Source organism: Aminobacter sp. HY435 (assembly GCF_027568395.1).
Classification (GTDB): Bacteria; Pseudomonadota; Alphaproteobacteria; order Rhizobiales; family Rhizobiaceae; genus Aminobacter.
The window spans coordinates 266,008-289,315 of the sequence record NZ_JANKZL010000004.1; the positions used below are offsets into that span (position 1 = coordinate 266,008).

Consider the following 23,308-nt stretch of genomic DNA (forward strand, 5'->3'; position numbering starts at 1 on the left):
GCCGTCTTTTTGAGGACGGCTAGTCCGGCTGTGAAACTGTACACTTCCGTCACAACCGCACGTATCCGGATAGCCACCAATGACCGAGCTTTTCCGTCGCTTTGCAAAATCAGGCAGCCTGCGCCAGCGCGCGCGCCAGGTGATACCCGGCGGCGGCCACACCTACGCCAAGGGTGACGACCAGTATCCGCTGCTCGCGCCCGGTTTCATCGAGCGGGGCTCCGGCTGCCATGTCTGGGATGTCGACGGCAACGAGTACATCGAATTCGGCATGGGCAACCGTGCAGTAGGCCTTGGCCATGCTTATCCGGACGTGCTGAAGGCCGTAGAAACGGCGCTTCGCAGCGGCTCGAACTTTACCCGGCCGGCGCGCATCGAAGTGGATTGCGCCGAGACATTTCTCGATCTTGTCCCCGCAGCCGAGATGGTGAAATTCTGCAAGGATGGCTCGGACGCGACCTCAGGCGCCATCAGGCTGGCACGCGCCTATACCGGCCGCGACCTGGTCGCATGCTGTGCCGACCATCCATTTTTTTCGACCGACGACTGGTTCATCGGCACAACGGTGATGAATGCCGGCATCCCCGAGACCGTGCGTCAATTGACCGTGACGTTTCGCTACAACGACATCGATAGCGTCAGGCAATTGTTTGCGAGCCATCCGGGCAAGATCGCGGCGGTGATCCTCGAAGCCTCGAGAACCGACGAACCTGGCGATGGCTTCCTGCACAACGTCCAGCGTATCTGCCGCGAAAATGGCGCGCTGTTTGTTCTCGACGAAATGATCACCGGATTTCGATGGAACACCGGAGGCGCCCAGGCCGAATATGCGATCGAGCCCGACCTGTCGTGTTTCGGCAAGGCATTGGCAAACGGATTTTCCGTCTCGGCCCTCACCGGCAAGCGCGAATATATGCGTCTGGGCGGCCTGGACCACACTGACCGGCCGCGCGTCTTCCTGCTGTCGACAACCCATGGGGCCGAGACCCATGCACTGGCTGCCGCGATCGCGACGATGAACATCTACCGGAACGAACCGGTGATCGAGCACGTCTATCGTCAAGGCCGCCTTCTTGCAGACGGCATCGAGCAGGCGGCAAAACGTCATGGCCTGGCCGATTTCGTCAAGGTCGTCGGCCGGCCCTGTTGCCTGACATATGTGACACTCGACCAGAACCAGTCGCCGTCCCAGGCGTTCCGTTCGTTGCTGCTTCAAGAAACGATCAAGCGAGGCGTGCTGATGCCTTCGCTGGTGGTGAGCTACACGCATGACGACGCAGCAATTGCCGAGACCATTGATGTGGTTGACGCCGCGCTCGCGATTTACGCCCGGGCAATGGATGACGGCGTTGGAAAGCATTTGGTGGGGCGTCCATCCCACCAGGTATTCAGGCGCTTCAACCAGCCCGACGACGATCATGCAGGTGTCGTGCCCTGTCTTCCATGAACAAAGAAACGGATCTCCTTTTGCACAGAAATGAGGTGGGTGATGAAAGTTCTGGTAACCGGCCATCAAGGCTATATTGGCTCGGTCATGGTCCCGATGCTGCAAAAGGCCGGGCACAGTGTCACCGGCTACGACATCGATCTCTATGAGCGCTGTACCTATGCTCCCGGCGGGAGCCCCGTTCCGGTGCCGTCGATCCGCAAGGACATCCGCGACGTCAATCCCTCCGATCTCGAAGGTTTCGATGCCGTCATCCACCTCGCAGCCCTTTCGAACGACCCGCTGGGCAATCTCGACCCGGAACTGACTTACGACATCAATCACAAGGCAAGCGTCCGTTTTGCTCGCGCAGCCAAGGCCGCCGGCGTCGGCCGCTTCCTCTATGCCTCGTCCTGCAGCAACTACGGCCTCGCTGGCGATGGCCTGATCGACGAGACCGGCGAACTCAACCCGGTCACCCCCTATGGCCAGTCGAAGGTCATGTCGGAACGCGACATCTCGGAACTGGCCGATGCGACCTTCTCGCCGACCTACTTCCGTCCAGCCACCGCCTACGGCCTTTCGCCTCGGTTGCGCTTTGACATCGTGCTCAACAACCTCGTCGCCTGGGCGGTGACCGAAGGCGTCATCCTGCTCAAATCGGACGGCAGCCCATGGCGGCCGATCGTGCATATCGAGGATATTTCGCGGGCGTTCATTGCCGGGCTGGGCGCGCCGCGTGAGGCAGTCCACAACGAAGCTTTCAATGTCGGGCAGACCGCGCACAACTACCGGATCCGCGATATCGCTGCCGTCGTCGCCGATGTCGTTCCGGGCTGTCGGCTCGAATTTGCGCCGGATGCCGGTCCTGACAAACGCTCCTACCAGGTCAGCTTCGAGAAGATCGCCCGCGTGCTGCCGGCATTCAAGCCGCAGTGGGATGCGCGCTCGGGCGCCGAGCAGCTGTTTGGCGCCTACACCAGCGCGCACCTTACGCTCGAGGAGTTCGAAGGCCCGCGCTTCCAGCGCATTGGCCACATCAAATACCTGATCGCCAACGGAATAGTCGACGACCAGATGCGCGTGCGGGCGCTTGAACAGGAGCAACGCCGCTCGATGGCAGGTTGATCGAAAGGCGCTCGATGGAACACCAGCCAGCCATCGCCGACCCGCCTCTCGACGCAGTCGGCGAGGCCATCTATGGGCTTGCCCGGCAACTCTACCCGATCTGCCGCAGCATCACCGGAGACGGCGTGCGGCAATCGCTTGCCATTCTGGGCGGTACGGTCCCGCTCGACATCCACGAGGTCGCCACCGGCACCGCGGCCTTCGACTGGACCATTCCAAGGGAATGGTTGTGCCGAAGTGCCACGGTCACCGACAGCGGCGGCCACGTCGTGCTGGACTTTGCCGACCACAACCTGCACGTGTTGAACTACAGCATGCCTTTCAGCGGTACGGTCTCGCTGGACGAGCTGAAGCGCCACACCTATTCGCTTCCCGATCAGCCTGACCTGATCCCTTACCGCACGTCCTACTACGCCGAGAACTGGGGCCTGTGCATGCAGCACAGCCGCCTGGCTCGGCTGCCGGAAGGCATGTACCGGGTAGAGATCGACACGGAGTTCAAGGACGGTTCGCTGAGCTACGGCGAATATTTGCATCGCGGCGAGACAGACAGGGAGTTCCTGCTCTCGGCGCATATCTGCCATCCCTCGCTCGCCAACGACAATTGTTCGGGGCTGGCGCTGCTCGCCAGCCTGGCAAATCATCTGCGTTCGAAGAAGACGCGCTACAGCTATCGTTTCCTGTTTGCGCCCGGCACCATCGGCTCGCTCGCCTGGCTATCGCGCAACGAAGACAAGACCGCGCTCATCGACCATGGACTGGTCGTTTCCTGCGTCGGCGACGGCGGCGGCCCTACCTACAAGCGAAGCCGGCGCGGCAACGCCTATATCGACCGTGCCATGGCGCATGTGCTCGCCCATCGCGCGAAAACCGCGACGCTTCTCGACTTTTCGCCATACGGTTATGACGAGAGACAATTCTGCTCGCCTGGGTTCGATCTTCCGGTCGGGCTGTTCCAGCGCAGCGCCTTCGGCACCTTTCCCGAATACCACACCTCGGCCGACAACCTTGATTTCATCAAGCCGCTGCATCTGGCCTGGTCCTGGCGCATCGTCATGGATGTCGTTGAGATCGTTGAAGGCGACTGGACGCCGGTCAGCCAATGCCAGAAGGGTGAGCCGCAGCTCGGCCGCCGCGGACTCTATGCGGCGCTCGGCGGCGACAAGTCGACCGGCCTGAGTTCCATGAGCCTTCTATGGGTGCTCAACCTTGCCGACGGCACCAATTCGCTGCTGGCGATGGCCGAACGCTCGGGACTGTCGTTCAGGGAACTTGCGGGGGCTGCCAAATTGTTGCGGCTGCACGGCCTCTTGTCCTAACCAAACACGCGGCGTCCCACCGCCGGCCAGTTGCGGTCCCTGTCCGACATCGCCGTCGGCTCGAACGGCCAGTCGATGCCAAAGGCAGGGTCGTCATATCTAACCCCGACCGACGCCTGTGGCGCGTAGAATTGTGAAATCATGTAGGAAACGACCGCGTCGTCGGTCAGCGTCTGGAAACCGTGGGCGAACCCGGCCGGAACGTAGATCTGCCTGTGGTTCTCCGGCGTGAGCTCGAACCCCACCCATTTGAACCGCGTCGGCGACGACGGTCGCATGTCGACGATGACGTCGTAGACAGCGCCCTGGATGCAGCACACCAGCTTGACCTCGGCATGGGGCTCGACCTGGAAATGCATCCCGCGCAACGTACCCTTGGCCAGCGATTGTGACTGGCTGTTTTGGACGAAGCGGGATTCCAGGCCCATTTCTGCGAACTCCCGCTCGCAGAACGTGCGCATGAAGCTGCCACGCTCGTCCCTGACGGGTTCAGGCATGACCAGCCAGGCACCGCTCAATCCGGCTTCGACAAACAGCACGGCTTTCCCACTCCATTGGCGGCATCGATTGTTTTCCTCAGCGATCGAACACGAAAGCTCCTCCTAGGGAGTACTGCCCCTAGCTCTTTCAGGGGATCAGCAAGGCTCGACCCTACTCATCCCGTATGATCCGGACCCTTCCCTACCCGGGACATAACCTTTTGGCAGCGCAGGCTAAGGCTGGACCGCCCGATCGGATGACGCCTGCCATCGTAAGGGCAAATCGAAGCCGGAGCGGCCCGCCGCTATCTTCTGGAGTGGCGCAGCATGACGCGTGATCACAAGCGTCGCTGTTGGGATTTCTGGTGGGGTGCAGCAGATGAACATTCAACGGCTCGACGCGGTCCGGGATGCCGCAAGATCTTCCCATCTGGTACCGGGCTGCCGGCTATGCGGCTCCCGCCTCAGTCACACCTTCGTCGACCTCGGCATGTCGCCACCTTGCGAAAGCTTTCTGCAGGCCGAGGACGTCGACCAGATGGAAGCGTATTTCCCGCTCAAGGTACTGGTCTGCGAAACCTGCTATCTCGTCCAGCTCAAGGAATACATGAGCCCGGAATCGATCTTCACCGAATACGCATACTTTTCGTCCTTTTCGACCAGCTGGGTCGCCCACGCCAAACTCTATTGCGAGCAGGTCGCCCAGCGCCTCGGCCTGGGAAAAGACAGTCTGGCAGTGGAGTTGGCCAGCAATGACGGGTACCTGCTTCAGCATTTCCCTCAGCTTGGCGTACCGGTTCTCGGCATCGAGCCCGCAGCCAACGTTGCCCGCGTCGCAATCGACAAGGGCATTCCGACGCGGGTCGATTTCTTCGGTGAGCGCCTGGCAAGACAGCTGCTGTCGGAGGGCCTCGCAGCCGACCTGATCATCGGCAACAACGTGCTGGCACAGGTGCCAGATCTCAACGATTTCGTCGGCGGGATGAAGATCCTGCTCAAGCCGGAAGGCACGATCACTCTCGAGTTTCCCCATGTCGAACGGCTGATTGCCGAAAATCAGTTCGACACGATCTACCACGAGCATTTCTCCTATTTTTCGCTGGTGACCATCGCCGCCATGGCGCTGCGGCACGGATTGCGGCTGGTGGATGTCGAGGAGCTTTCGACGCACGGCGGGTCGCTGCGCGTCTATCTGGCCCATCACGACAGCGAGCAGCGAACGTCGCAACGCGTCGACGATCTCTTGGCCCGCGAGCGCCGTCACGGCCTCACCAACATGTCGACCTACGCCTCGTTCGGCCACAAGGCGGCGATGGCCAAGCGCGACCTCTTGGCATTCCTGATCTCGGCCAAGAACGAAGGCAAGCGGATCTGCGGCTATGGCGCACCAGGCAAGGGCAATACCTTGCTCAACTATTGCGCGATCGGACCTGATTTCCTCGACTTCACCGTCGACCGCAACCCCTACAAGCACGGGCGGTTCACGCCCGGCATGCATATCCCGATCCGCCCGGTCGCAGCGATCGACGACGCCAAGCCGGACTACATCCTGATCCTGCCGTGGAATCTCAAGGACGAGATCATCCGGCAGATGTCGCATGTCGCCGCCTGGGGCGCAAAGTTCGTCGTCCCCATCCCCTTTGTCACCGTCATCGATCCTTCGGAGCTATGAAGATGAAAGTCGTCCTGTTTTGTGGCGGACGTGGAACGCGCATTCGGGAATATTCGGAGAGCGTCCCCAAGCCGATGATACCGCTCGGCCAGCAGCCGATCATGCGACACGTCATGCAATGGTACAGCGACTACGGACACGACGATTTCGTGCTGTGCCTCGGCTACAAGGCCAATGTCATCAAGGACTTCTTCCTGAACGCCCGGCCGCAGACATTTGCCGATTGCATCGTCTCGGGCGGCGGCAAGGACGTCAAGCTGCTCGACGATGCCACCAAGGACTGGACGGTGACACTGCTGGACACCGGCATCTGGCGCAACATTGGCGAGCGCCTGTGGGCGGCCAGGGACCAGGTTCGCAACGAAAAGATGTTCCTGGCCAACTATTCCGACGGGCTGACCGACGTCGATCTCAACGACATGGTCGCAAGGTTCGAGGCCAGCGGCATGTATGGCTGCTTCCTCGCGGTTCGCGCGCCCCTCACCTATCATCTTGCAGATATCGACGAGACCGGCCGCGTGCGTGCATTCCGCACGACCGACACATCCGAAATCTGGATCAATGGCGGGTATTTCATCTTCCGGCCCGAGATCTTCGACTACATGCAAGACGGCGAGGAACTGGTCCTCGAACCGTTCAGCCGCCTCATCGCCGACAACAAGCTCATGGCGTACAAGCACGAAGGCTTCTGGAGGTCCATGGACACCCTGCGCGACTGGCAGTCGCTCGAAGATATGGTCGAGCATGGTGACATGCCCTGGAATGCTGCAATTCGCGCCGAACGGGCCAGGCGCAATGTCATCAAGGCAGCTTCATGAAAAGCCTGGGCCTTGCCAGGAGCGGTGAGCAGCTATCGATCCTGTGTCTCGGCGCGCATTCCGACGACATCGAAATCGGCGCCGGCGGCACCATCCTCAGCCTGATTGCGGCCGGTGTCCGCCTGAACGTGCACTGGTGCGTGCTGAGCGCAACTGGCCCTCGCGCCACGGAGGCGACGGCATCCGCCCGCGCCTTCCTGCGGCAGGCTCAGGATGCCAGGATCGAACTCGCCGAGTTCGAAGACAGCTACTTCCCCGAACAGCGGCGGGCAATCAAGCAGTGGCTGATCGAGTTGCGCGGCCGCACAGGCCCGGACATCGTGTTCACGCATACGCGCAATGATGCCCACCAGGACCATCGCGAGGTCTGCCAGCTGACATGGAACATCTTCCGCGATCACATGCTGCTGGAATACGAAATTCCCAAATGGGACGGCGACCTTGGCCAGCCAAACGTCTTTGTGCCGTTGACACGCCTGGTGATGGAGCGGAAGGCAGCCCTTCTGGACGAGCATTTCGGGACACAGCGATCCAAGGACTGGTTCGACGCAGAGACTTTTCAAGGCTTGGCGCGCCTAAGGGGCATGGAGTGCCGTGCGCCCGAACAATACGCGGAGGCCTTTGTGCTGAGGAAAGCCCGCCTACTCTAGCCCCAGTCCGGGGCAGCTTCTCTTGCTGGAGCCGCTGCGGGCTTTTGTGACGTTTCTGGACAGAATACGCGCATATCCACAGGATTTTAGCGCCATTTACTGTGATTCGGACCCGAATTTTGCTCTACTTGCGACAGAGTCTACATTCGACTAACAATCCATACAAATGTATGCGACATAAGTCGCTCGCAGCATATGACGCATTGCATACTTGTGACTTGATGGTTTTGCTTGGCTACATCGAGGAGTGAGGGCTGCTCAGATGGACACTACAGCGGCATCGCCCGGTGGCAGGGCCTTGCAAGAATTTTCCTTTCTTGATGTTCGACTGGGGACGGTTGTAGGCGGTGAACAGGGACTTCTGGTCATGAAGTCAGGTGAGCTCGTCGCCATTCTGACGCAGCTCGACGAAGCACAATACTCGGTCAAGAGCGGCTGGTTTCTCGAAACAGGGTTCGGTCGACTTGGCGGTTGCTACAGGATGTTCGAAACGCTTCTGGAAGCATCAAACTGGATTGCCGGGCAGCTCGATGCTGACCAACCAATGGTTTGCCAAGCCTGAACCGGCTTCCAGAGATTGGCCGACCTGGCAATACGACAGAAGCGCCCCTGCCCTGACAGCAAGCGCGGCTTTTCAAGACGTTTGCACGCCCTGAAGAGGCAGAGCACGTTTTCCAGGCATCGCTCCGGCGAGATTTCGGAGGATCACGGTGGGGCGACGTCGCAAGCTTCGTCTGCGAACGCGACTGGCTTCTTCAACAGCCAGCAAGAGCGTTGCCCCAATGAAAACCCGACGACTTTCGCAGGGGCCGGCTGCGGAGCGCTTCTGCATCCGGGCAGACCGAACCTCACGTTGCGCAGCCATGAATCCATAGGCCAATGACTAGACAGCTTCCAGGCGCTCCGGGAAGATGGAATCCAGGCGAAGGGCCTTTGCGCGTGCAGTTTCGAATGGGCATCCCGAGGAGGCGGCCATGAGGAGCGATACCGAATACCTGCGTCTTGCAGTGGAGATCGCCACGGCGAGCCGGGCCAGTGGCAATCATCCCTTCGGGGCGCTCCTGGTCGGGCCGGAGGGCGACGTGCTCCTTTCATCTGGTAACACCTACGCGCGCGATCGCGGCGTCGGTCACGCAGAGGCAAACGTGGCCCGCGCGGCCGCGCGGCAATACGACCCGACCTTTCTCGAGCGATGCACGTTGGTGACCTCGGTCGAGCCGTGCTGCATGTGCGCCGGGGCCTGCTATTGGGCTGGCATCGGCACCGTGGTCTACGGTCTCAGCGAAAGGCGGCTGGCCGAGCTGACCGGAGACAACCCGGAGAATCTGACCCTCGACCTGAGCTGTCACCAAGTGTTCGACGCCGGGCGGCGCCCTGTAGCGATCCGTGGCCCATTCCCTGAGCTCGAAGAAGAGATAGTCAGCGACCACAAGGATTTCTGGTGACAAGGCCCAATCCCTAGTCAAGATCGTGGGCTGGTTGGCGCGCACGCGCGGGTGCTTATAGCATTGTTGAAAGCAGAATTTCGTCCTGCCGCATGAGCTCTTGTTGAAGCTTGTCGACCTGATCGCGAATTTTTCTCGCGTGATCGTCCCGTCGCAAGACCAGGCTGTCCAACTGGCCGATCAGCTTCGTCACGTCGAAATGCTCGACATGCTGGCAATAATCTTCCAGTCCCATTTGCCCCATGAGAACGTCGTTTTTCTTCGAATAGGCGAGCGAAATCGTTGGCTTGCCCATTTTTAGCGCGCACACGATGTTGTGGAAGCGGGTTGCAACCACGATATCCGTGTCCGCCATCTGGTCCATCACCTCGTGAAGCGACGCAGACGGCTCCGCCACGATCGCCGTGGCGGAAAGGCCCGGCCGAATGGCACGTACATTTGCCAGAAGCGCGTCGACGGCAATCCGGTCCCCGATCTCTCCCGTCAGCAGCCGCACGGCATGGCCACTGTCGAGAACATGGACGACAAAACGCGACAGCTTTTCGATGTAGCGGTCGAATATCTGCTGGCCGCCATCTGCAAATCCGTACCAGCCGTAGTAGCTCATCACGCCGACGCCAATCGTCAGGCGATCGTCGGCCCGGTTCACCGTCCGTGCTGCTGGCGCCGGCAATTTGAAGGCAATATCGGGATAGACGGGGTCGCCAGTTGTCTCGAAGCCGGCATTGTTGGCCATGAACTCCTTGGACATCGCATCCCTGTAGGACCGATAGTGGGCCAGCCTCGCGCTGAATGTCATCAGCCACCGGCTGATCCGATGCCTGATCGGGCCGGCCCCTATGCAAACGAAAGCAAGCCGGGTGCCCATCAGCCTTGCCGCGAGGCACCACACAAGAATGTCGAGCGGCATTCCGTAAGCCCGCTCGCCGAAGTCGTCGAGTATGCCGGTACCGGGGATCAGCATGACATCGGCGCGGCTAATGAACTGCGCCGCCTTGGCGAAGTCGATGAACTTGAGAGGTCCCCACAACAGCACGCGGCTGAACACGCTCCGGCGCCTCAGCCCACGGGACCAGCGCATCGGAATGGCCTCGATGCCCATGGTCCTCCCGATGACGTCTGGGTCCGTGCAAACGCAATACAGCTTGGCATTCGGCCGTGCGCCCCTGAGAAAGCCGATCATGGCTTCAAGCGACCCGTCATTGCCCAGGTTGCCGCAGCCGAACAATCCAAACAGCGCGATGGTTGAAGCTTCCGTCGCGGCCTTCGGCAATGCAGCCCCGCCCAGGCTCTCTTCGAGAGGAGGCTTGTCCATTGCCCGATCGACAGGCAAGACGCGTGCGGTATCGCGGTAGGCGTTCATTGGCTCTGTCCTGACGCTTGTTGTGATGTCAGCACGAGGACCCAATCGGTGAAGCCCCCCTGGTTTCTCCTCGCCGGTCTGAAGGAATACGTGGCCGGCAAGAACGGCGAGCCTTGAACGGCCACGCTCTGCCCAGTCGTAGGATCCAGCCAGCGTGCAGCAATGCTCGGCCCAGACAAGCGCCCGAGGTCGAGCACGACATCCTTGCTCGTGGGTAGGTAAACCAGGCCGAAGGATCCGTCCTTGGCCGCGGCCGCGGCAACCCGGGCTTTGTCGCCTCCCTTTCCCCCGACCAGAAACCTGCCGTCAGTGTCCGGTGCGAGCAGCCACCATTTCACCGACGAAACCAGTTCCGCAAGCAAGGACATGCTCCGTGCTCCGGGACTGTCCAGTGCCTGCTTCCAGTCCGTCGGCGCCGGATAGAGGCCGGGACCGTCAAAATGCCACATCGGGTTGTTGCCGAATATCTGTCCCGAAGCGCCGGAGAGAACGGCCTGATAGGCTTGCATGCGAACCCGCTGCTCATCGGCTTCGTGCTCGTCCTCATAAGCGCTTTCCATCAGGAAGAACGGTAGGTCTCCACCATTTTCATAGCGTTCGAGCGCCGCCGTCTCCACGGTGCCGTAGGTGTAGACGTTGTCGACGTTCAGCCACGGCTCTCCCGGCCAGTATTCCAAGGCGGCGGTTTCCGGAGCATTGTGGGCGGTCTGGAGGGCATCAGGATCGGTCTCGTGGATTCCGGCAGCAATGGCCCGGATCAAATCCTTGTCCGGAGGGTTGTAGTCCCCATTCTGGACCCAAAGGATGTTGTCGAACCTGGCGTAGCGTTTGCCGACAAACCGCCCGTAGTTCCGTAGCTTTTCAGGCCCATTTGCGACCATCTCCTGATACCAGCCCTCCTCCTCGCCATCGTGCCCGGCATAGGATGGTGCCAGAAGCACGACCAGCCCCAGTTCGCATGCGCGCTGCAGCACCCAGTCGGCATGCCGGAAATAGGCTTCGTTCGGCGTGCCGTAGTCACCATCGACCAGGAAAGGCTTGTCGCCAAAGATGTTGGCTGGCGCCTTGTCGGCAAAGCGATGCTCGATCAGGCTGACCAGGATCGTATTGAACCCGCGTGCCTTCCGGTCGCGAAGGTATAGCTCCGCGTCTTCACGCGACAATTGGGCAATCAGTGACCATGCCGCGTCTCCCTGCAGGAAAAAGGGCTGACCAGCCGCATCGGACAGGTAGCGTTCCCCGCCCTGCACCTGCAGGGGGAAGGTTGCCGCTTGGCTCTGTTCCGTGCCGCAGGCATTTGCCGAAAATACCCCGCCCACCTGCAGGAAGGCGAGCAAGAACAGGCACCAGCCGGATTTCCACATCCTATCGGCCCTCAGACGCATGGTGAAAGCCACGACGGCTCCTTCCGTATGATCAGCCCGGTGGAACGGCATCCACAACGCGCGAACCGGCGTTCAGGATTGCCGCATGCTTTTGTGCGAACTCGGCCGACGTGATGATCCCAACAGCCACATTGCGGCGCGTCGTCGAGCCGCCACGCAACTGGCTGGCGTAACTCTCCAGCCCCTGCCCGTCGGCTGGCCGCCCCAGCATCATCTGATAGAGAAACTCGACATACTCACGGTCGGTCATGCTGAAGTCTGCATAACGGGTGCCGAACTCCTCGGATGTCAGCATGTTCATCAGCATGCCAACGAAGGTGAACTCTCCTGCCTTCAGTTTTTCGGCCCAGCGCCTCACGTCTCCGGCCGGGCCGTAGCTGCCCAGAACAAGGCAATAGCCGAAGCTGGCCTCCCTGGCGGACCGTGGCTGTACCGCCTGAACAGCCGCCAAATCGCAGCTTCGGCCGGGCCGGGGCAGCGTCACTGGTCCGCGGATGTGTTCCCTCGCGGCGAAATAGGCTGGTTTGGGCTCGCCCGGCACCCAGCCGTCCGCCTGGCTTCCGTTCAGGCGCACCAGCCCCATATAGGCCTCGAAATCCGGAGCCCAGTAGGTTTCATCCATGAGTTCATATATGTGGGCGGCTTCGACGTTGTATCTGGCCTGAAGGTCGCGCAACTGCTTCATGGCCTTGATCAGGCCATCCGCCTGGGCCTGATCGCCAGGTTGGCTTCCAAGCGGATTGTTGAATTCGGTAACCCAGATCGGCTGGCCATAGCGGGCAATCTGCTTGAATGCCCATTCGGGATCCTGGCCGTAGGAGTGCCAGACCGTGATGTCCCATTCGATGCCATCCTGCCGCATCCGCTCGAATGCGCCGATGTGTCCCCATCCGGCCGTCCCCATCGCCTTGCGGATGGTCGGGTCCGCCTCGGTCATGCCTTCGGAAAGCCCTTTCAGCACTGCGCCCACTTTCGCCCATCGCGGACCATAGTAGTCGAGCACGTCGACCCCACCCGCAGGACCCCATTCGCACGGATACTGGACACCGTTGTCGCGCATCTCGCAGGGCTGGATGATGGCGTAATTCTCCATCTCGTTGCCCAGTTCCCACACGCGGATGTCCGACCTGAACCTGGAGCCAAGCGCGAACGCCAGCTGGCGCGCCTTTTCGCGAAGAGCGCCGGCGCCTTCCTTGTCCAAATCGAAGTGGGGTGTGATGACCGGCAATATCTCGACGCCCGATCCCTTCGCGGCACTCACGAGCCTGGCGAGGGCGGGTACAGAATCGGCACTGGCGACGTCGACCCTGTAGGACTTCATGCCGAGGTCCTTGAGATAGTCGATCTGGCGTTCATAGCTTGTGCCGGGGTACGCGCTGAACGGATGCCCGTTGGCACCCCAAAGCAGGTCCGCCGAGGCCGGGACAGTCATCGCCAGCAGGGCGACCGCCGCGATTGGGAGATGTCGGTCCACGGAAGCCCTTTTCCACGTGTTCAGATGGCGAAATGCTAGCGCTTGGGCCGATGGCTGCAAATCCAACCCAATTGGGGAGGAACGAGGGTGCCTACGCCTTATGGCGGTTGCCTGCCGCCTTTTGGGCGGCATGACGCCGGCGCATGTTTCCGGGACAGAATAGCCAAATACCGGATCGGAGCTCCGGCCCGGATAGGGAGACTAGAGACGGATGTCCGTAGTCAGGCGTGCGCTACTGCTAAGCACAAGCGAGCGCTATATTGTGCTCGGATCCAATTTTCTGACAATCGCGATTGTCTCGCGAATCCTGACGCCGGCCGAAATCGGCGTGTCCGTCATCGGCATGGCAATCGTCGGCTTTGCATCGTCGGTGCGGGAGTTCGCCAGCACAAGCTTCCTTATTCAGCACAAGGAATTGGCGCGCTCGGACATCCAAAGCGCGTTTACGGTGATGCTGATATTCACCCTGGTGACAGCCGGCGCGCTTGCGGTGCTCGCGCCCCATTTCGCCGCCGCATACGAGCAACAGGGGCTGTCTCCCTATCTCCGCGTCATTGCGCTCAGCATGCTGATTGACCTATTCCCCGGCCTCGTTGCCACGCTGATGCGGCGGGAAATGGCCTTCGGCAAGGTGGCGGTGATCAACATTTCCGGAGCGATCGTCGGGATGGTTGTCACCATCGGCCTCGCTCACAACGGATTCAGCTATATGAGTTTCGCCGGCGCGTGGCTGGCGACATCCTGCATCACGGCCCTGTTGGCTCTGGCGATCCGCTGGCAACCATGGATCTTTAGGCCCACGCTCAGGCATTGGCGGCGCATGGTCGAATTTGGCGGCTACAACGGCGTGACCGCATTGCTTGCAAAAGCCTACGAGATGGTACCCTACCTGCTGCTGGGGTGGTTCCTGACGCCGCAGGCTGCGGCCCTGTTCAACCGAAGCATGATGATTTGCCAGCTTCCCGACAGGCTCGTCCTCAGTGGCGCAATTTCAGTGGTGCTTCCCGCTTTTTCCGCGGCAGTGAGAGACGGCAAGGACGTCAAGCAGCCCTATCTCAACGCACTGGCACTGATTACGGCCCTTCTCTGGCCGGTTCTCCTGGTGATAGCCGTGCTTGCCCATCCGATCGTCGAGGTCTTGCTGGGACGCCAATGGCTCGAAACTGTCCCATTGATACGGATCATTGCGGTAGCGTCGCTTTTTGCCTTCTCATGCGAGATGAACTACCCGGTGATGGTGTCGCTCGGCGCAATAAGGGACGTTTGCATTCGCGCACTGATCTCGTTTCCGGCCTCGGCCGCGATGGTCGCCGCCGCCGTCTACTTCGGAGGACTGGAAGCGGCGGCATGGAGCATGATGGTCGTAATACCGTTCCAGGCGTTTGTTTCGCTGACCTTCCTAAGGCATCGGCTTGGCCTGGAGTGGGGTGAAATCGCCTCTGCGTTGGGGCGCAGCGCAGTCGTGGCGCTGGCGAGCATTGCAGGACCAATCGGCGTCGTCGGTTTGACCGATTTCAACTTCGCGCTGAGCCTGGGGGCCGCAATCGTGGCCGCGATCCTAGCCGCTGTCGGCTGGCTCATTGCGATGTCGATGACCCGGCATCCGCTGCTCGATGAAATCGTCTTGGTCATTCCGATACTTCGGCGCGTTGCGCGACCTGCGCCAGCGCTTTAGATCGCCAAGCCGATATCCTGGCGCAAGCTACCTGACGGGCATCGCCTGTATCGGTGCGCCCTTGCTCCCCGCTCCCTCCGACAGGAGTTCCCTCCATTGCGAAAGGAAGCGCTGTTTCGTTGAAAGCAATGCCATATCCCGCAGTTTTCGGCTGGCTTTTGCCTTTTCGCCAGGCGAATTCGCAAGCGCACGAGCCATTGCGACAGCGATCGATTGGGGATCATGCGGGTCGACTTCCAGGCAAATGCCCCTCACCGCCTCGACCAGTGCACTGTCAGCCGAAACGATCGGCAACAGGCCCATATAGGCGGCCTCGAGCGCCGGCATGCCGAACCCTTCGAGCAGACTGGGCAGGACGAACGCCTCGGCTTTCGCGTAGAGCCAGCGCAGTTGGGGATCCGCAACGTAATTGAGCATCACCACGCCAGGCACCGATTGTGCCACCTCGGCGATCCGGTCATGGCCCAGCCCCCTCGAGCCACAAAGGACATAGCGGACCCCCTGTTCGTGGAAACGGCCGGCATGAAAGGCCTCGATGGCGGCGATCTGGTTCTTGCGGGTCTCGAAGGCTCCAACGGTCAGAAAGAAGCGGCCATCAATGCCTGGAACCGGCTCCTCGACGCCATTGAACAACTCTTCCCGGACATACAGCGAAATGGTCTTGAGCCATCGGAAGTCGGAACCATAGAGAGCCTTGAAGGCGCATCTTGACCAATCGCTGACGAACACGATTCCAGGCCTTGCGCGAGCGATCTTGTCGTAGGCCAGGCGGTAGTTGGCGACGGTTCGGGTATCGTAGAGCCCGCTGTGGGTGAGCGGACCGACGTCATGGCACAGCACTATGTCAGTCTCGTCCAGGCGAGACCGCAAGACATAGAGCGGATCCAGGAAAACCCTCGAGTTGCCGGCCTTGTTCGTGTCGCCGATCAGGCAAACGTTGCGGTCGCCGAGCCAGTCGATCTCCATCATCATCAGCCGCGCCATGAGCTTGCGGGCCACGCCTTCGGGAGCACGTGAACCAAGCCTCCAGTAGCGAACCTGAGCGTGAGCCGGTACGAACTCACGACAAAGATCCCTGGCGATGTAGTAGGCGCCAGTGCGGTTGATGAGAGAGAGGGAATTGTCGAACAGCAACTTGTACCTCACCTCCAATTTGAACCCGTTGCCATCATGACACGGGCGCTACGCAGCGCGCCGGCCAAGCGCCTCGGACACCACTGCCACGACACGCTTCGAAGCGCCCCCCATGCGAAACAGATGCCCGACCGGCGGAAGCAGCATCGTGGCCGGCCTCAGCGAGAAGCCGTACCGGAACAGTTCGAGCCCTGTGCCCGCCTTGCCGCGGGCTACATGGGACGCCGCGGACCAGAAAGCAGTCTCGGCAATTCGCTTGATGCCCAGCCGGTGCATCTTGTCGGCTCCGGGCAGTTGCCCCCCATCCAGTGCGAAGAAGCTATCGAATACGGCCTGACGCTCCCGCAGCAGACGCAACCGATTGCCCCAGGCCGGCTCGGAGATGCTGGTTTCGTGGATCCGTCGAACGGCAAGCGGGGTGTGCAATTCCACGACGGACCCTGTTCGAGCCAACCTCAGGACGAGTTGGAAGTCGTCATAAAAGGGCAGCGATGAACAGTAATATCCCACCTGCTTCTGTATCGACGTCCGCACCAGGAACGCGTGCGCGGCGACATGCTCGATGGACCGGCAACATCTATCGATGAAACGGGGGCCGTCGGTCGTCGTCCAGTCAGCTTCGTTTCGGGCAAGTTTGTCCTGCTCCTCTATCGACCGGGTTTCCCGATACACTCCAACGGCGAGGCTTGCCTCGGGATGCCGCTCAAGTGCTTCCACTCCCAGCCGCAATGCGCCCGGCGAAACCAGGTCGTCCGCGCACAGGATCATGAAATAGTCGGCGCGCGCCAGATCTATCCCTTCGTTGAACGAGCCCTGTGGCCCGATGTTCTTGTCGTGGCAGACGATTTCGACACGGCTGTCCGCAACGCCAAGACGACGGGCAACCTCGACGCTGCTGTCTGTGGAAGCGTTGTCGATAATGATTACCCTGAGGCCATCGACGTCTTCCGACAGGACGCTAGCCACGCATTGTTCAAGGAAATGTGCATAGTTGTAGCAGGGTATGACCACATCCACGCTCATCATCGCACCTTTCCAACAGGTCAGCTCGGTTTGGCGAGTTGTTCAGGGCGCCAATCGCCTTCGCTCAAATCCTGTTGCTCCTGGGGGCAACCGCCTCGGACAGCACCTCGACAGCGCGCCCGAATGGTCGGTCCATCCGAAACAGCCATGAAAGCGGCGGCGTCAGCACCGCATTTGGACGCCAATGGTGGGACAGGCGCATGATTTCGATGGCATTGCCCCCATGCCCGCGCAACAGATGCGAAACCGCCGACCAATAGGCATGCTGGCCGAGTCCTCGCCTGACATCCGCGGCCAGCGCTTCGACGTCCGCAAGTCGCCTGCCCTCATGATCGAAAAAGCTCTTGAATGCCCTTTCGCGCTCGATGAAATCCCGCGCTTGCCGGCTCTGATAATGAACCGACATTCGCGTATCGTGATATCGCCGGATTGCCTGGACCTCGGAAATTCTGGCGACGTTTCCAGCGGTTGCAAGGCGCAACCACATCTCGAGATCGTCGGTATATGGCAGCGACGGGCGATAGTGACCGATCTGCTTCTGCACCGACGTCCGCCGAACGACGGTATTCGCGCCGATGTGATTGACCGGCATGCGGCATAGCTGGCGAATGAAAGCCGTTCCGGTCATGGTGGAAACGGCCGGCTGGTCCGAGCCCAATCCCGGCATCCCGGCAGCGCCCCCCGCTTCGAGGCGGCCTTCGTCTCCGTGGGCAAAGCAGATGCTGGGATCGTTGTCGAGAACGGCGACCGCGCGCCCAAGCGCTCCAGGCGCAAGCATATCGTCAGCGTCGAGGATGAGCATGTAGTCGCCCGAAGCCAGGTCTATTCCCTCGTTGTAGCTGTATGTGGCGCCGCGATTGACAGAGTGCGCCACGACCTCGACCCTGCTGTCGCGTGCAGCCATCTTCCGCGCGATATCCAGGCTATCGTCCTGCGACGCGTTGTCGATGATCAACACGCGCAAGTCGACGCCACGCTGGTCGAGCACACTGGTTACGCAGTCGCCGATGAAGCGCCCGTAGTTGTAGCATGGAACCACCACATCGACGCTTGCCATTGGCTCCTCCAAGTTCGGGCTGCTTGCCGGCGCGGCAGCTCATTTCTGAACACGCTGAGCATAGTGTGCGAACGATGGCGTGGCGCGTCACCTGATGGGATGAAACGTGGCACGCCTATTGGCTAGGGTCCGGTTGCGGCCTGGAATGAAATGCCCGTCGCTACGCCAAATGATGCACTGTAGCTGCAGTGACCAGTACCGTAATCTTCTCGACGACGAACGTCATTGAGTTGCATTCCAACGATGTTGGGGCGCGTCAACCAGATGCCTGCTGCGGAGGGGTCCATGTCGGCCTTGTTCATCGATGCGAAACTCGGCGACGAAGCGCGCCGCCACCGGCTCTATTCAGGAGATATTTTCATCTTTTCGTCGACCGATGCGACGGAGGCATTGATCCAGCTGGCCCGCACAATGCTTGAGCAGGCATTCGCGCCGCATGATCCATGTTCGATTCACAAGCACAAGTCGGCGGAAGAAGTCGCCGATATCCTGGCCAAGGTGAAGCCGGCCTTCATCCATCATCCGGAATGCAAGCGCCTGATCCCGCTGATCATGCGGGAGCGCGGCATCGATCTCGAAAAACTCTATTTCGACGTGCCGCGCATGCGGTCGGCCTACCCTTCGCACTTCCTGTCGTCGGGCATCGCCTATGCGTTTCATCCGCATCGCGACACCTGGTATTCGGCGCCAATGTGCCAGATCAACTGGTGGCTGCCGATCTACCCGGTCGACCCCAACAACGCGATGGGCTTCTATCCCGATTATTTCGACGTGCCGGTGAAGAACAACTCCGAAATCTACAACTACTACGAATGGAACACCAAGAACCGTGCCACGGCGGCCCAGCACGTCAAGAGCGACACGCGCGAGCAGCCGAAGCCCCAGCAGCAGTTGCAGGGACAATCGCTGCGATACCTGCCGCCGCCCGGAGGGATGATCGCCTTCTCCGGCGCCCAACTGCATGAAACGGTGCCCAATACCACCGACATGGCGCGCTACAGCATCGATTTCCGGACCGTTCACATAGATGATGTCGCCGCGCGCCATGGTGCCGCCAACGTCGATACGCGCGCCACCGGGACCACCATGCGCGACTATGTTTGCGCCGCCGACGGACAAAGCCCGCTGCCTGAGGAACTGGTTCGGATGTATGACGACGGCACGGCGACGGACGACAAGATCCTGCGCTTCGGCGATCGGCTGGCGACGGCCTGACGCCAAGCCCTTTGCAGGCTCTCGCTACTGCGCCATTGCCTGCCCGTCCACCTTGGCCATCAGCTCGAGATAGATCTCGGCAATGCCGCGCCAGCTGTATTCCGCGGCGCGGATGTGGCCCGCCGCGACAAGTGCCTCGCGCATCTGCGGCTTCACCTGCAGACGGCGCACGGCATCGGCCCAGCCATCGATATCGTCGGGGTCGGCGTAAAGTGCTGCGTCGCCGCAAATCTCCGGCAGGCACGGCGAGGTCGACGCCACGACAGGGCATCCGCTCGCCATCGCTTCGACTGCCGGCAGGCCGAAGCCTTCGATGCGCGAGGGAAACAAAAAGCACAAAGCGCCGATCAGCGCCTTCTTGAAATCGTCGTCGCTGATCCGGCCCAACAGCCTGATGTTCTGCGGCACGGGGCGTTCGATCCTGCCCAACGCATCCTCGGCAGCGTCGCCCGCCATCCACAGGTCGAGCCCCATGCCGTCGAGCACGGTGGCAAGGCGCACCAGCAGCTCGAGATTCTTGTATCCCTGGTCGCGGCCAAGGCAAAACACATAGGCTCTTCCGGTCGTTGGAGCCAGCGTCGAACGACTGGCATCCCAGCGCCTGGCGTGGTCGCTGCCATTGTAGGTGACGGTGATCTTGTCGGCCGGTGCGATGCCATGGCTGGCGAGGTGGTCGCGCGACAGCTGCGAGACCGTGGTGATGTGCGCGGCGCGCCGGCCAAGCGCCGGCAGGATCAGGCGATGTGCCAGGCGGAAACCCAGCCCATAGCTTTCCGGCATCAGCCTTGTGTGCAGATCGTGGATGCAGGCGATCTGCCGCCTGACAGCCACCGGCGCCAGATTGCAGAAGCTGAGCAGCCCGCCCGGCACGTGGCGAGGCAACTGCATCTGGACCCAGAATTGCGGCAGGCGCGGCCTTTTGTATTCGGGCACGACCAGCGTGCCGATGACCCTGAGGCCCAGATCGACCGGCCGGGGGGCAACGACGTCAAGCTCAAGGTCGCGTGCCAGCGGGTGGCCCTGCGCCATCAGCGCGTCCAGCGCAGCGGTGACCTCGCGTGCGTAGCGCGCCACGCCATTCGGATTCAGCGTGACAAAATCGCCATTGATGCTCCAGCGCCTGACCTGGCGGGGCAAGCTCTTATCCGTGGCAGAAGCATCCACCCCGCGCTGCCGCGGCGGCATGGCGATGACGTTGCTCGCTTCGACCGTCGCTCGTGGCGCGGCACGCTCCGGGTCCATTGGATCGGCATCTCCAGGACAAGCGGCGTGGTGTCGCCGCCATCAATCTGGACCGTAACATTGTGCGGGCGTCGCGCGGTTTTACACGATGGAGGTAGGCGCATACTCCTTCGGATAGACCGCCCGCATTGTGGTGCGCCGTATTGCTGACACCGCCGCCATGCGCCGTCCCAATGGTCGAAATGACGGGCCGGCGGGTCGGAGGCAAGGTGCTCTTCACAGACTTTCCGACGTCAGACGATCGAGGATCATGTGAGAAGGCACTGGGCCATCAACGGCCGCTTCCTTGCCCAGCCATTGACCGGCGTGCAGCGCTATGCGCGCGAGATCGTCCGCGCCATGGATCGGCTGTTGGCCCGTCATCCCGGCATAGCCAGCCATCTAGACCTCGAGGTGCTGATGCCGCCGGATGCGGTCGACGACCTCGCCCTCACCGCCATCCCCTCGCGCCGCATCGGCAGGTTCGGCGGCCACCCCTGGGAGCAGGCGATCCTGCCCGCCAGCGTCACCGGCGGGCTGCTCAGCCTGTGCAACACCGGGCCGGTGCTGGCGGGCAAGCACATCGTCTGCATTCACGACGCCAACACGCGCAACTTCCCGCAAAGTTATTCGCCGTCGTTTCGCGCGCTCTATCGCTCGCTGCTGCCGGCGCTGGCGCGCAGTGCCGAATGTATCGCAACCGTCTCCCACTATTCGGCCGGTGAGCTGGCCCGGCACCAGATTTGCCGGGCAAGCAAGATCTTCGTCGCCTCCAATGGGCACGAGCACGCCACCCAATGGAAGGCAGAGCATTCCTTGCGGACGCAGATGGCCGCGGGGCCGGACACGATCGTTCTGCTAGGCAGTGCGGCCCCCCACAAGAACGCCAAGCTGGTTGTTGGCATGGCCAACCAGTTGCAGGCGGCGGGCTTCAAGATCGCCGTTGCCGGCATTTCCGATCCACGCGTCTTCAAGGCAACGGCAATCGCCGAGGCAACCAACGTGTTTTGGCTCGGACGACTTTCCGACAATGCGCTGGCAGCCCTGTTGCACGACTCGATGTGTCTCGCCTTCCCGTCATTCGAGGAGGGTTTCGGACTGCCGCCACTCGAGGCCATGGTCGTCGGTTGTCCGGTTGTGGCGTCCGATCGGGCAAGCCTGCCCGAAATCTGCGGAGACGCGGCACTTTATGCCTCGCCCAACAACCCGGCGGCATGGTTCGACCGGTTCATGGAACTCCGGGTGGCGCCGCTGGCTCGGCTCGACATGATCGCTCGCGGCTGGGCGCGCACCTCGCGGTACCGGTGGGACACCTCGGCGGAGCTCTATCTTCTGGCGATGCTGGAGTCGGATGGCTTGCAGCACGACGAGCGCGAGAGCGCCATCGAAAGGGAAATCATCCGATAGCCGCGTGAAGCGATTGCACGTGGCCTACCGCATCCATCAGTTCCCGGTCGAAGCGCTCTTCCGAAAAGCGCTCGCTGTTCTCCCGACATGCCTGGGGGGTGATCGCCGCGCCTTTGTCTTCGAAATGGCCGACAGCTTCCTTCAGGGCTGCCACAGTCTGCCGGCCGAACAGCACGCCGGTCGGCGCATTCGAAACGCCGAGGCGCTGTACGATATCGGTTGCCCCGCCGCGCCCGAAGGCGATCAGCGGCGTGCCGCATGCCTGCGACTCCGCCAATGCAATGCCGAAATCCTCGCACCCGGCGAACACCATGGCGCGCGCTTCGGCGATCGTGCGGACATATTCGCGCCGCGGCAGATAACCGGAGAAGGTGACGTTCGGTCCTGCCAGCGCTCTGAGTTTGGCCGACTGTTGCCCCTCGCCGACCACGACGAGGCGCCGCGAAGGCATTTCGTTGAACGCCTGGATCACCAGGTCGGTGCGCTTGTAGGGGGCGAGGAAGGAGGCCGAGACGTAATAGTCGTCCTTGTCGGATACGACATCCAGTTCGCCGAGCGGAACCGGCGGAAACACGACGCGGGCGTCGCGGCCATAGATATGCTTGATCCTCGACCTGACATAGTTCGAGTTTGCCAGCATCAGGTCCGGCCCATGTGCGGTGCGCGTGTCCCATTCCCTCAGCCGGTGCAGCATGTAGCGAAAAAGCGTACCCTTCGGCCCATAGCCGAGCTTGCCCTGTTCGAGATAGGAAAACTGCTCGTCCCAGGCATAGCGCACCGGGCTGTGCACATAACACAGATGCGGCTGGTCCGGCCGCGTGATGACACCACGCGCGAACGCAGCCGACGACGAGATCACGGCATCATACCCGGTGACGTCGAACTGCTCGATCAGGAAAGGACAGAGGAAAAACAGCGACCGGTAGAATTTCTTGACCATCGGCAGCCGGTTGGCAACCGAGGTGTGAAACTGGATGTCGCGAAAATACTGGTCCTTGATCTCCGCCGGCAGGAAGTCGAACAGCGTGAAGACATCGGCATTGGGGAACTGCCGGCAGATTTGCGCCAGGACCCGCTCTCCGCCCCTGAAGTCAGGGCACCAGTCATGGATGATCGCAACGCGGCTTCCGGGCGCGAAGCTTGCCTGCGGCAGCAGCCCAGCCGGCGTGCTGCCGGTCATCTCGGCAGCCGTCACCAGTTCGGTCGGCTTTGCATGGCGCATCACTGTCGATCCCGCTTGTCCGGGCCAGTGTCCGATTGCGGCACTGGCCCAGCAAGCTGGCCATCGGGGTGGCGCGACTTCCTACCCCAACGGTTATTCCGTCTACCCCAGCCATACCTCTAACGGCGCATCGCACTGACAGACCGCCCCTTTTATGCAAGCTGTTCCCGGTCACCTCAGGGGCTAGGGTCGGAA

20 protein-coding genes are annotated in these 23,308 nt (G+C 61.4%); 11 read left to right on the forward strand and 9 right to left on the reverse strand.

What is annotated here, in order from left to right; genetic code table 11:
* Positions 1 to 79 precede the first annotated feature (79 nt).
* The 3 genes from PCJ21_RS06110 to PCJ21_RS06120 are packed head-to-tail and all read left to right on the forward strand — an operon-like array spanning position 80 to position 3,873.
* A complete protein-coding gene (locus PCJ21_RS06110) occupies positions 80 to 1,447 on the forward strand; it encodes a glutamate-1-semialdehyde 2,1-aminomutase (protein WP_269930486.1) in 1,368 nt (455 codons plus the stop codon).
* Positions 1,448 to 1,489: 42 nt separating this feature from the next.
* The gene (locus PCJ21_RS06115; protein WP_269930487.1) at positions 1,490 to 2,554 is read left to right on the forward strand and encodes an NAD-dependent epimerase/dehydratase family protein; all 1,065 of its coding nucleotides are present in this window, start codon (positions 1,490 to 1,492) and stop codon (positions 2,552 to 2,554) included.
* 14 nt (positions 2,555 to 2,568) lie between these two features.
* Positions 2,569 to 3,873 (forward strand): DUF4910 domain-containing protein, encoded by a 1,305-nt coding sequence (locus PCJ21_RS06120; RefSeq protein ID WP_269930488.1) that lies wholly within the window; start codon positions 2,569 to 2,571, stop codon positions 3,871 to 3,873.
* On the opposite strand, the gene rfbC is transcribed toward PCJ21_RS06120, so the two are convergent.
* Entirely contained in the window at positions 3,870 to 4,412 is a 543-nt protein-coding gene (gene rfbC / locus PCJ21_RS06125; RefSeq protein WP_269930489.1) for a dTDP-4-dehydrorhamnose 3,5-epimerase, read from the reverse strand. The two genes, PCJ21_RS06120 and rfbC, sit on opposite strands and share 4 nt — an antisense overlap.
* A gap of 319 nt (positions 4,413 to 4,731) precedes the next feature.
* Here rfbC and PCJ21_RS06130 point away from each other — a divergent pair, with 319 nt between their 5' ends.
* The 5 genes from PCJ21_RS06130 (at position 4,732) to PCJ21_RS06150 (ending at position 8,937) form a co-directional block, all read left to right on the forward strand.
* Positions 4,732 to 6,024 carry a class I SAM-dependent methyltransferase gene (locus PCJ21_RS06130; RefSeq protein WP_269930490.1) on the forward strand — a complete coding sequence of 431 codons (1,293 nt, stop codon included), beginning with the start codon at positions 4,732 to 4,734 and terminating at the stop codon, positions 6,022 to 6,024.
* A gap of 2 nt (positions 6,025 to 6,026) precedes the next feature.
* The gene (locus tag PCJ21_RS06135; RefSeq protein ID WP_269930491.1) at positions 6,027 to 6,842 is read left to right on the forward strand and encodes a sugar phosphate nucleotidyltransferase; all 816 of its coding nucleotides are present in this window, start codon (positions 6,027 to 6,029) and stop codon (positions 6,840 to 6,842) included.
* Positions 6,839 to 7,492 carry a PIG-L deacetylase family protein gene (locus PCJ21_RS06140; RefSeq protein WP_269930492.1) on the forward strand — a complete coding sequence of 218 codons (654 nt, stop codon included), beginning with the start codon at positions 6,839 to 6,841 and terminating at the stop codon, positions 7,490 to 7,492. The genes PCJ21_RS06135 and PCJ21_RS06140 overlap by 4 nt, the downstream gene beginning before the upstream one ends.
* 262 nt (positions 7,493 to 7,754) lie before the next feature.
* Positions 7,755 to 8,054: a hypothetical protein gene (locus tag PCJ21_RS06145; protein WP_269930493.1), complete on the forward strand. Its 300-nt coding sequence runs from the start codon at positions 7,755 to 7,757 to the stop codon at positions 8,052 to 8,054.
* A 412-nt stretch (positions 8,055 to 8,466) separates the two neighbouring features.
* A complete protein-coding gene (locus PCJ21_RS06150) occupies positions 8,467 to 8,937 on the forward strand; it encodes a nucleoside deaminase (RefSeq protein ID WP_269930494.1) in 471 nt (156 codons plus the stop codon).
* Between the two features lie 55 nt (positions 8,938 to 8,992).
* On the opposite strand, the gene PCJ21_RS06155 is transcribed toward PCJ21_RS06150, so the two are convergent.
* Genes PCJ21_RS06155 through PCJ21_RS06165 form a run of 3 tightly spaced genes read right to left on the reverse strand, consistent with a single transcriptional unit; the run spans position 8,993 to position 13,219 of the window.
* Complete coding sequence (locus PCJ21_RS06155) at positions 8,993 to 10,300, reverse strand: polysaccharide pyruvyl transferase family protein (protein ID WP_269930495.1); 1,308 nt, start codon at positions 10,298 to 10,300, stop codon at positions 8,993 to 8,995.
* Positions 10,297 to 11,697, reverse strand: coding sequence for an apiosidase-like domain-containing protein (locus tag PCJ21_RS06160; protein WP_269930496.1), 1,401 nt, complete (start codon positions 11,695 to 11,697; stop codon positions 10,297 to 10,299). The genes PCJ21_RS06155 and PCJ21_RS06160 overlap by 4 nt, the downstream gene beginning before the upstream one ends.
* A gap of 19 nt (positions 11,698 to 11,716) precedes the next feature.
* On the reverse strand, positions 11,717 to 13,219 hold the full coding sequence (locus tag PCJ21_RS06165) for a DUF4214 domain-containing protein (RefSeq protein WP_269930497.1): 1,503 nt from the start codon (positions 13,217 to 13,219) through the stop codon (positions 11,717 to 11,719).
* Between the two features lie 151 nt (positions 13,220 to 13,370).
* Between PCJ21_RS06165 and PCJ21_RS06170 the strand changes: the two genes are divergently transcribed.
* A complete protein-coding gene (locus PCJ21_RS06170; RefSeq protein WP_269930498.1) occupies positions 13,371 to 14,834 on the forward strand; it encodes an oligosaccharide flippase family protein in 1,464 nt (487 codons plus the stop codon).
* Positions 14,835 to 14,861: 27 nt separating this feature from the next.
* Here PCJ21_RS06170 and PCJ21_RS06175 read toward each other — a convergent pair whose 3' ends face one another.
* The 3 genes from PCJ21_RS06175 to PCJ21_RS06185 all read right to left on the reverse strand — a co-directional run bounded on the left by PCJ21_RS06175 (position 14,862) and on the right by PCJ21_RS06185 (position 18,048).
* Positions 14,862 to 15,968, reverse strand: a complete 1,107-nt coding sequence (locus PCJ21_RS06175) for a glycosyltransferase (protein ID WP_269930499.1) — start codon at positions 15,966 to 15,968, stop codon at positions 14,862 to 14,864.
* A 48-nt stretch (positions 15,969 to 16,016) separates the two neighbouring features.
* Positions 16,017 to 16,994, reverse strand: a complete 978-nt coding sequence (locus PCJ21_RS06180) for a glycosyltransferase family 2 protein (protein WP_269930500.1) — start codon at positions 16,992 to 16,994, stop codon at positions 16,017 to 16,019.
* Positions 16,995 to 17,055: 61 nt separating this feature from the next.
* On the reverse strand, positions 17,056 to 18,048 hold the full coding sequence (locus PCJ21_RS06185; protein WP_269930501.1) for a glycosyltransferase family 2 protein: 993 nt from the start codon (positions 18,046 to 18,048) through the stop codon (positions 17,056 to 17,058).
* Positions 18,049 to 18,333: 285 nt separating this feature from the next.
* Between PCJ21_RS06185 and PCJ21_RS06190 the strand changes: the two genes are divergently transcribed.
* On the forward strand, positions 18,334 to 19,263 hold the full coding sequence (locus PCJ21_RS06190; protein ID WP_269930502.1) for a hypothetical protein: 930 nt from the start codon (positions 18,334 to 18,336) through the stop codon (positions 19,261 to 19,263).
* 24 nt (positions 19,264 to 19,287) lie between these two features.
* Here the strand turns inward: PCJ21_RS06190 and PCJ21_RS06195 are convergent, their stop codons facing one another.
* A complete protein-coding gene (locus PCJ21_RS06195; protein ID WP_269930503.1) occupies positions 19,288 to 20,505 on the reverse strand; it encodes a glycosyltransferase family 4 protein in 1,218 nt (405 codons plus the stop codon).
* A 252-nt stretch (positions 20,506 to 20,757) separates the two neighbouring features.
* Between PCJ21_RS06195 and PCJ21_RS06200 the strand changes: the two genes are divergently transcribed.
* Entirely contained in the window at positions 20,758 to 21,891 is a 1,134-nt protein-coding gene (locus PCJ21_RS06200) for a glycosyltransferase family 4 protein (protein WP_269930504.1), read from the forward strand.
* Here the strand turns inward: PCJ21_RS06200 and PCJ21_RS06205 are convergent.
* Entirely contained in the window at positions 21,881 to 23,113 is a 1,233-nt protein-coding gene (locus PCJ21_RS06205; RefSeq protein ID WP_442865967.1) for a glycosyltransferase, read from the reverse strand. The two genes, PCJ21_RS06200 and PCJ21_RS06205, sit on opposite strands and share 11 nt — an antisense overlap.
* Positions 23,114 to 23,308 lie beyond the last annotated feature (195 nt).

Bases quoted from the DNA above. Each gene is read 5' to 3' on its own strand.
- PCJ21_RS06110 (WP_269930486.1), top strand. From the start codon at position 80: ATGACCGAGCTTTTCCGTCGCTTTGCAAAATCAGGCAGCCTGCGCCAG.
- PCJ21_RS06115 (WP_269930487.1), top strand. From the start codon at position 1,490: ATGAAAGTTCTGGTAACCGGCCATCAAGGCTATATTGGCTCGGTCATG.
- PCJ21_RS06120 (WP_269930488.1), top strand. From the start codon at position 2,569: ATGGAACACCAGCCAGCCATCGCCGACCCGCCTCTCGACGCAGTCGGC.
- PCJ21_RS06130 (WP_269930490.1), top strand. From the start codon at position 4,732: ATGAACATTCAACGGCTCGACGCGGTCCGGGATGCCGCAAGATCTTCC.
- PCJ21_RS06135 (WP_269930491.1), top strand. From the start codon at position 6,027: ATGAAAGTCGTCCTGTTTTGTGGCGGACGTGGAACGCGCATTCGGGAA.
- PCJ21_RS06140 (WP_269930492.1), top strand. From the start codon at position 6,839: ATGAAAAGCCTGGGCCTTGCCAGGAGCGGTGAGCAGCTATCGATCCTG.
- PCJ21_RS06145 (WP_269930493.1), top strand. From the start codon at position 7,755: ATGGACACTACAGCGGCATCGCCCGGTGGCAGGGCCTTGCAAGAATTT.
- PCJ21_RS06150 (WP_269930494.1), top strand. From the start codon at position 8,467: ATGAGGAGCGATACCGAATACCTGCGTCTTGCAGTGGAGATCGCCACG.
- PCJ21_RS06155 (WP_269930495.1), bottom strand. From the start codon at position 10,300: ATGAACGCCTACCGCGATACCGCACGCGTCTTGCCTGTCGATCGGGCA.
- PCJ21_RS06170 (WP_269930498.1), top strand. From the start codon at position 13,371: ATGTCCGTAGTCAGGCGTGCGCTACTGCTAAGCACAAGCGAGCGCTAT.
- PCJ21_RS06180 (WP_269930500.1), bottom strand. From the start codon at position 16,994: ATGATGAGCGTGGATGTGGTCATACCCTGCTACAACTATGCACATTTC.
- PCJ21_RS06185 (WP_269930501.1), bottom strand. From the start codon at position 18,048: ATGGCAAGCGTCGATGTGGTGGTTCCATGCTACAACTACGGGCGCTTC.
- PCJ21_RS06190 (WP_269930502.1), top strand. From the start codon at position 18,334: ATGTCGGCCTTGTTCATCGATGCGAAACTCGGCGACGAAGCGCGCCGC.
- PCJ21_RS06195 (WP_269930503.1), bottom strand. From the start codon at position 20,505: ATGGACCCGGAGCGTGCCGCGCCACGAGCGACGGTCGAAGCGAGCAAC.
- PCJ21_RS06205 (WP_442865967.1), bottom strand. From the start codon at position 23,113: ATGCGCCATGCAAAGCCGACCGAACTGGTGACGGCTGCCGAGATGACC.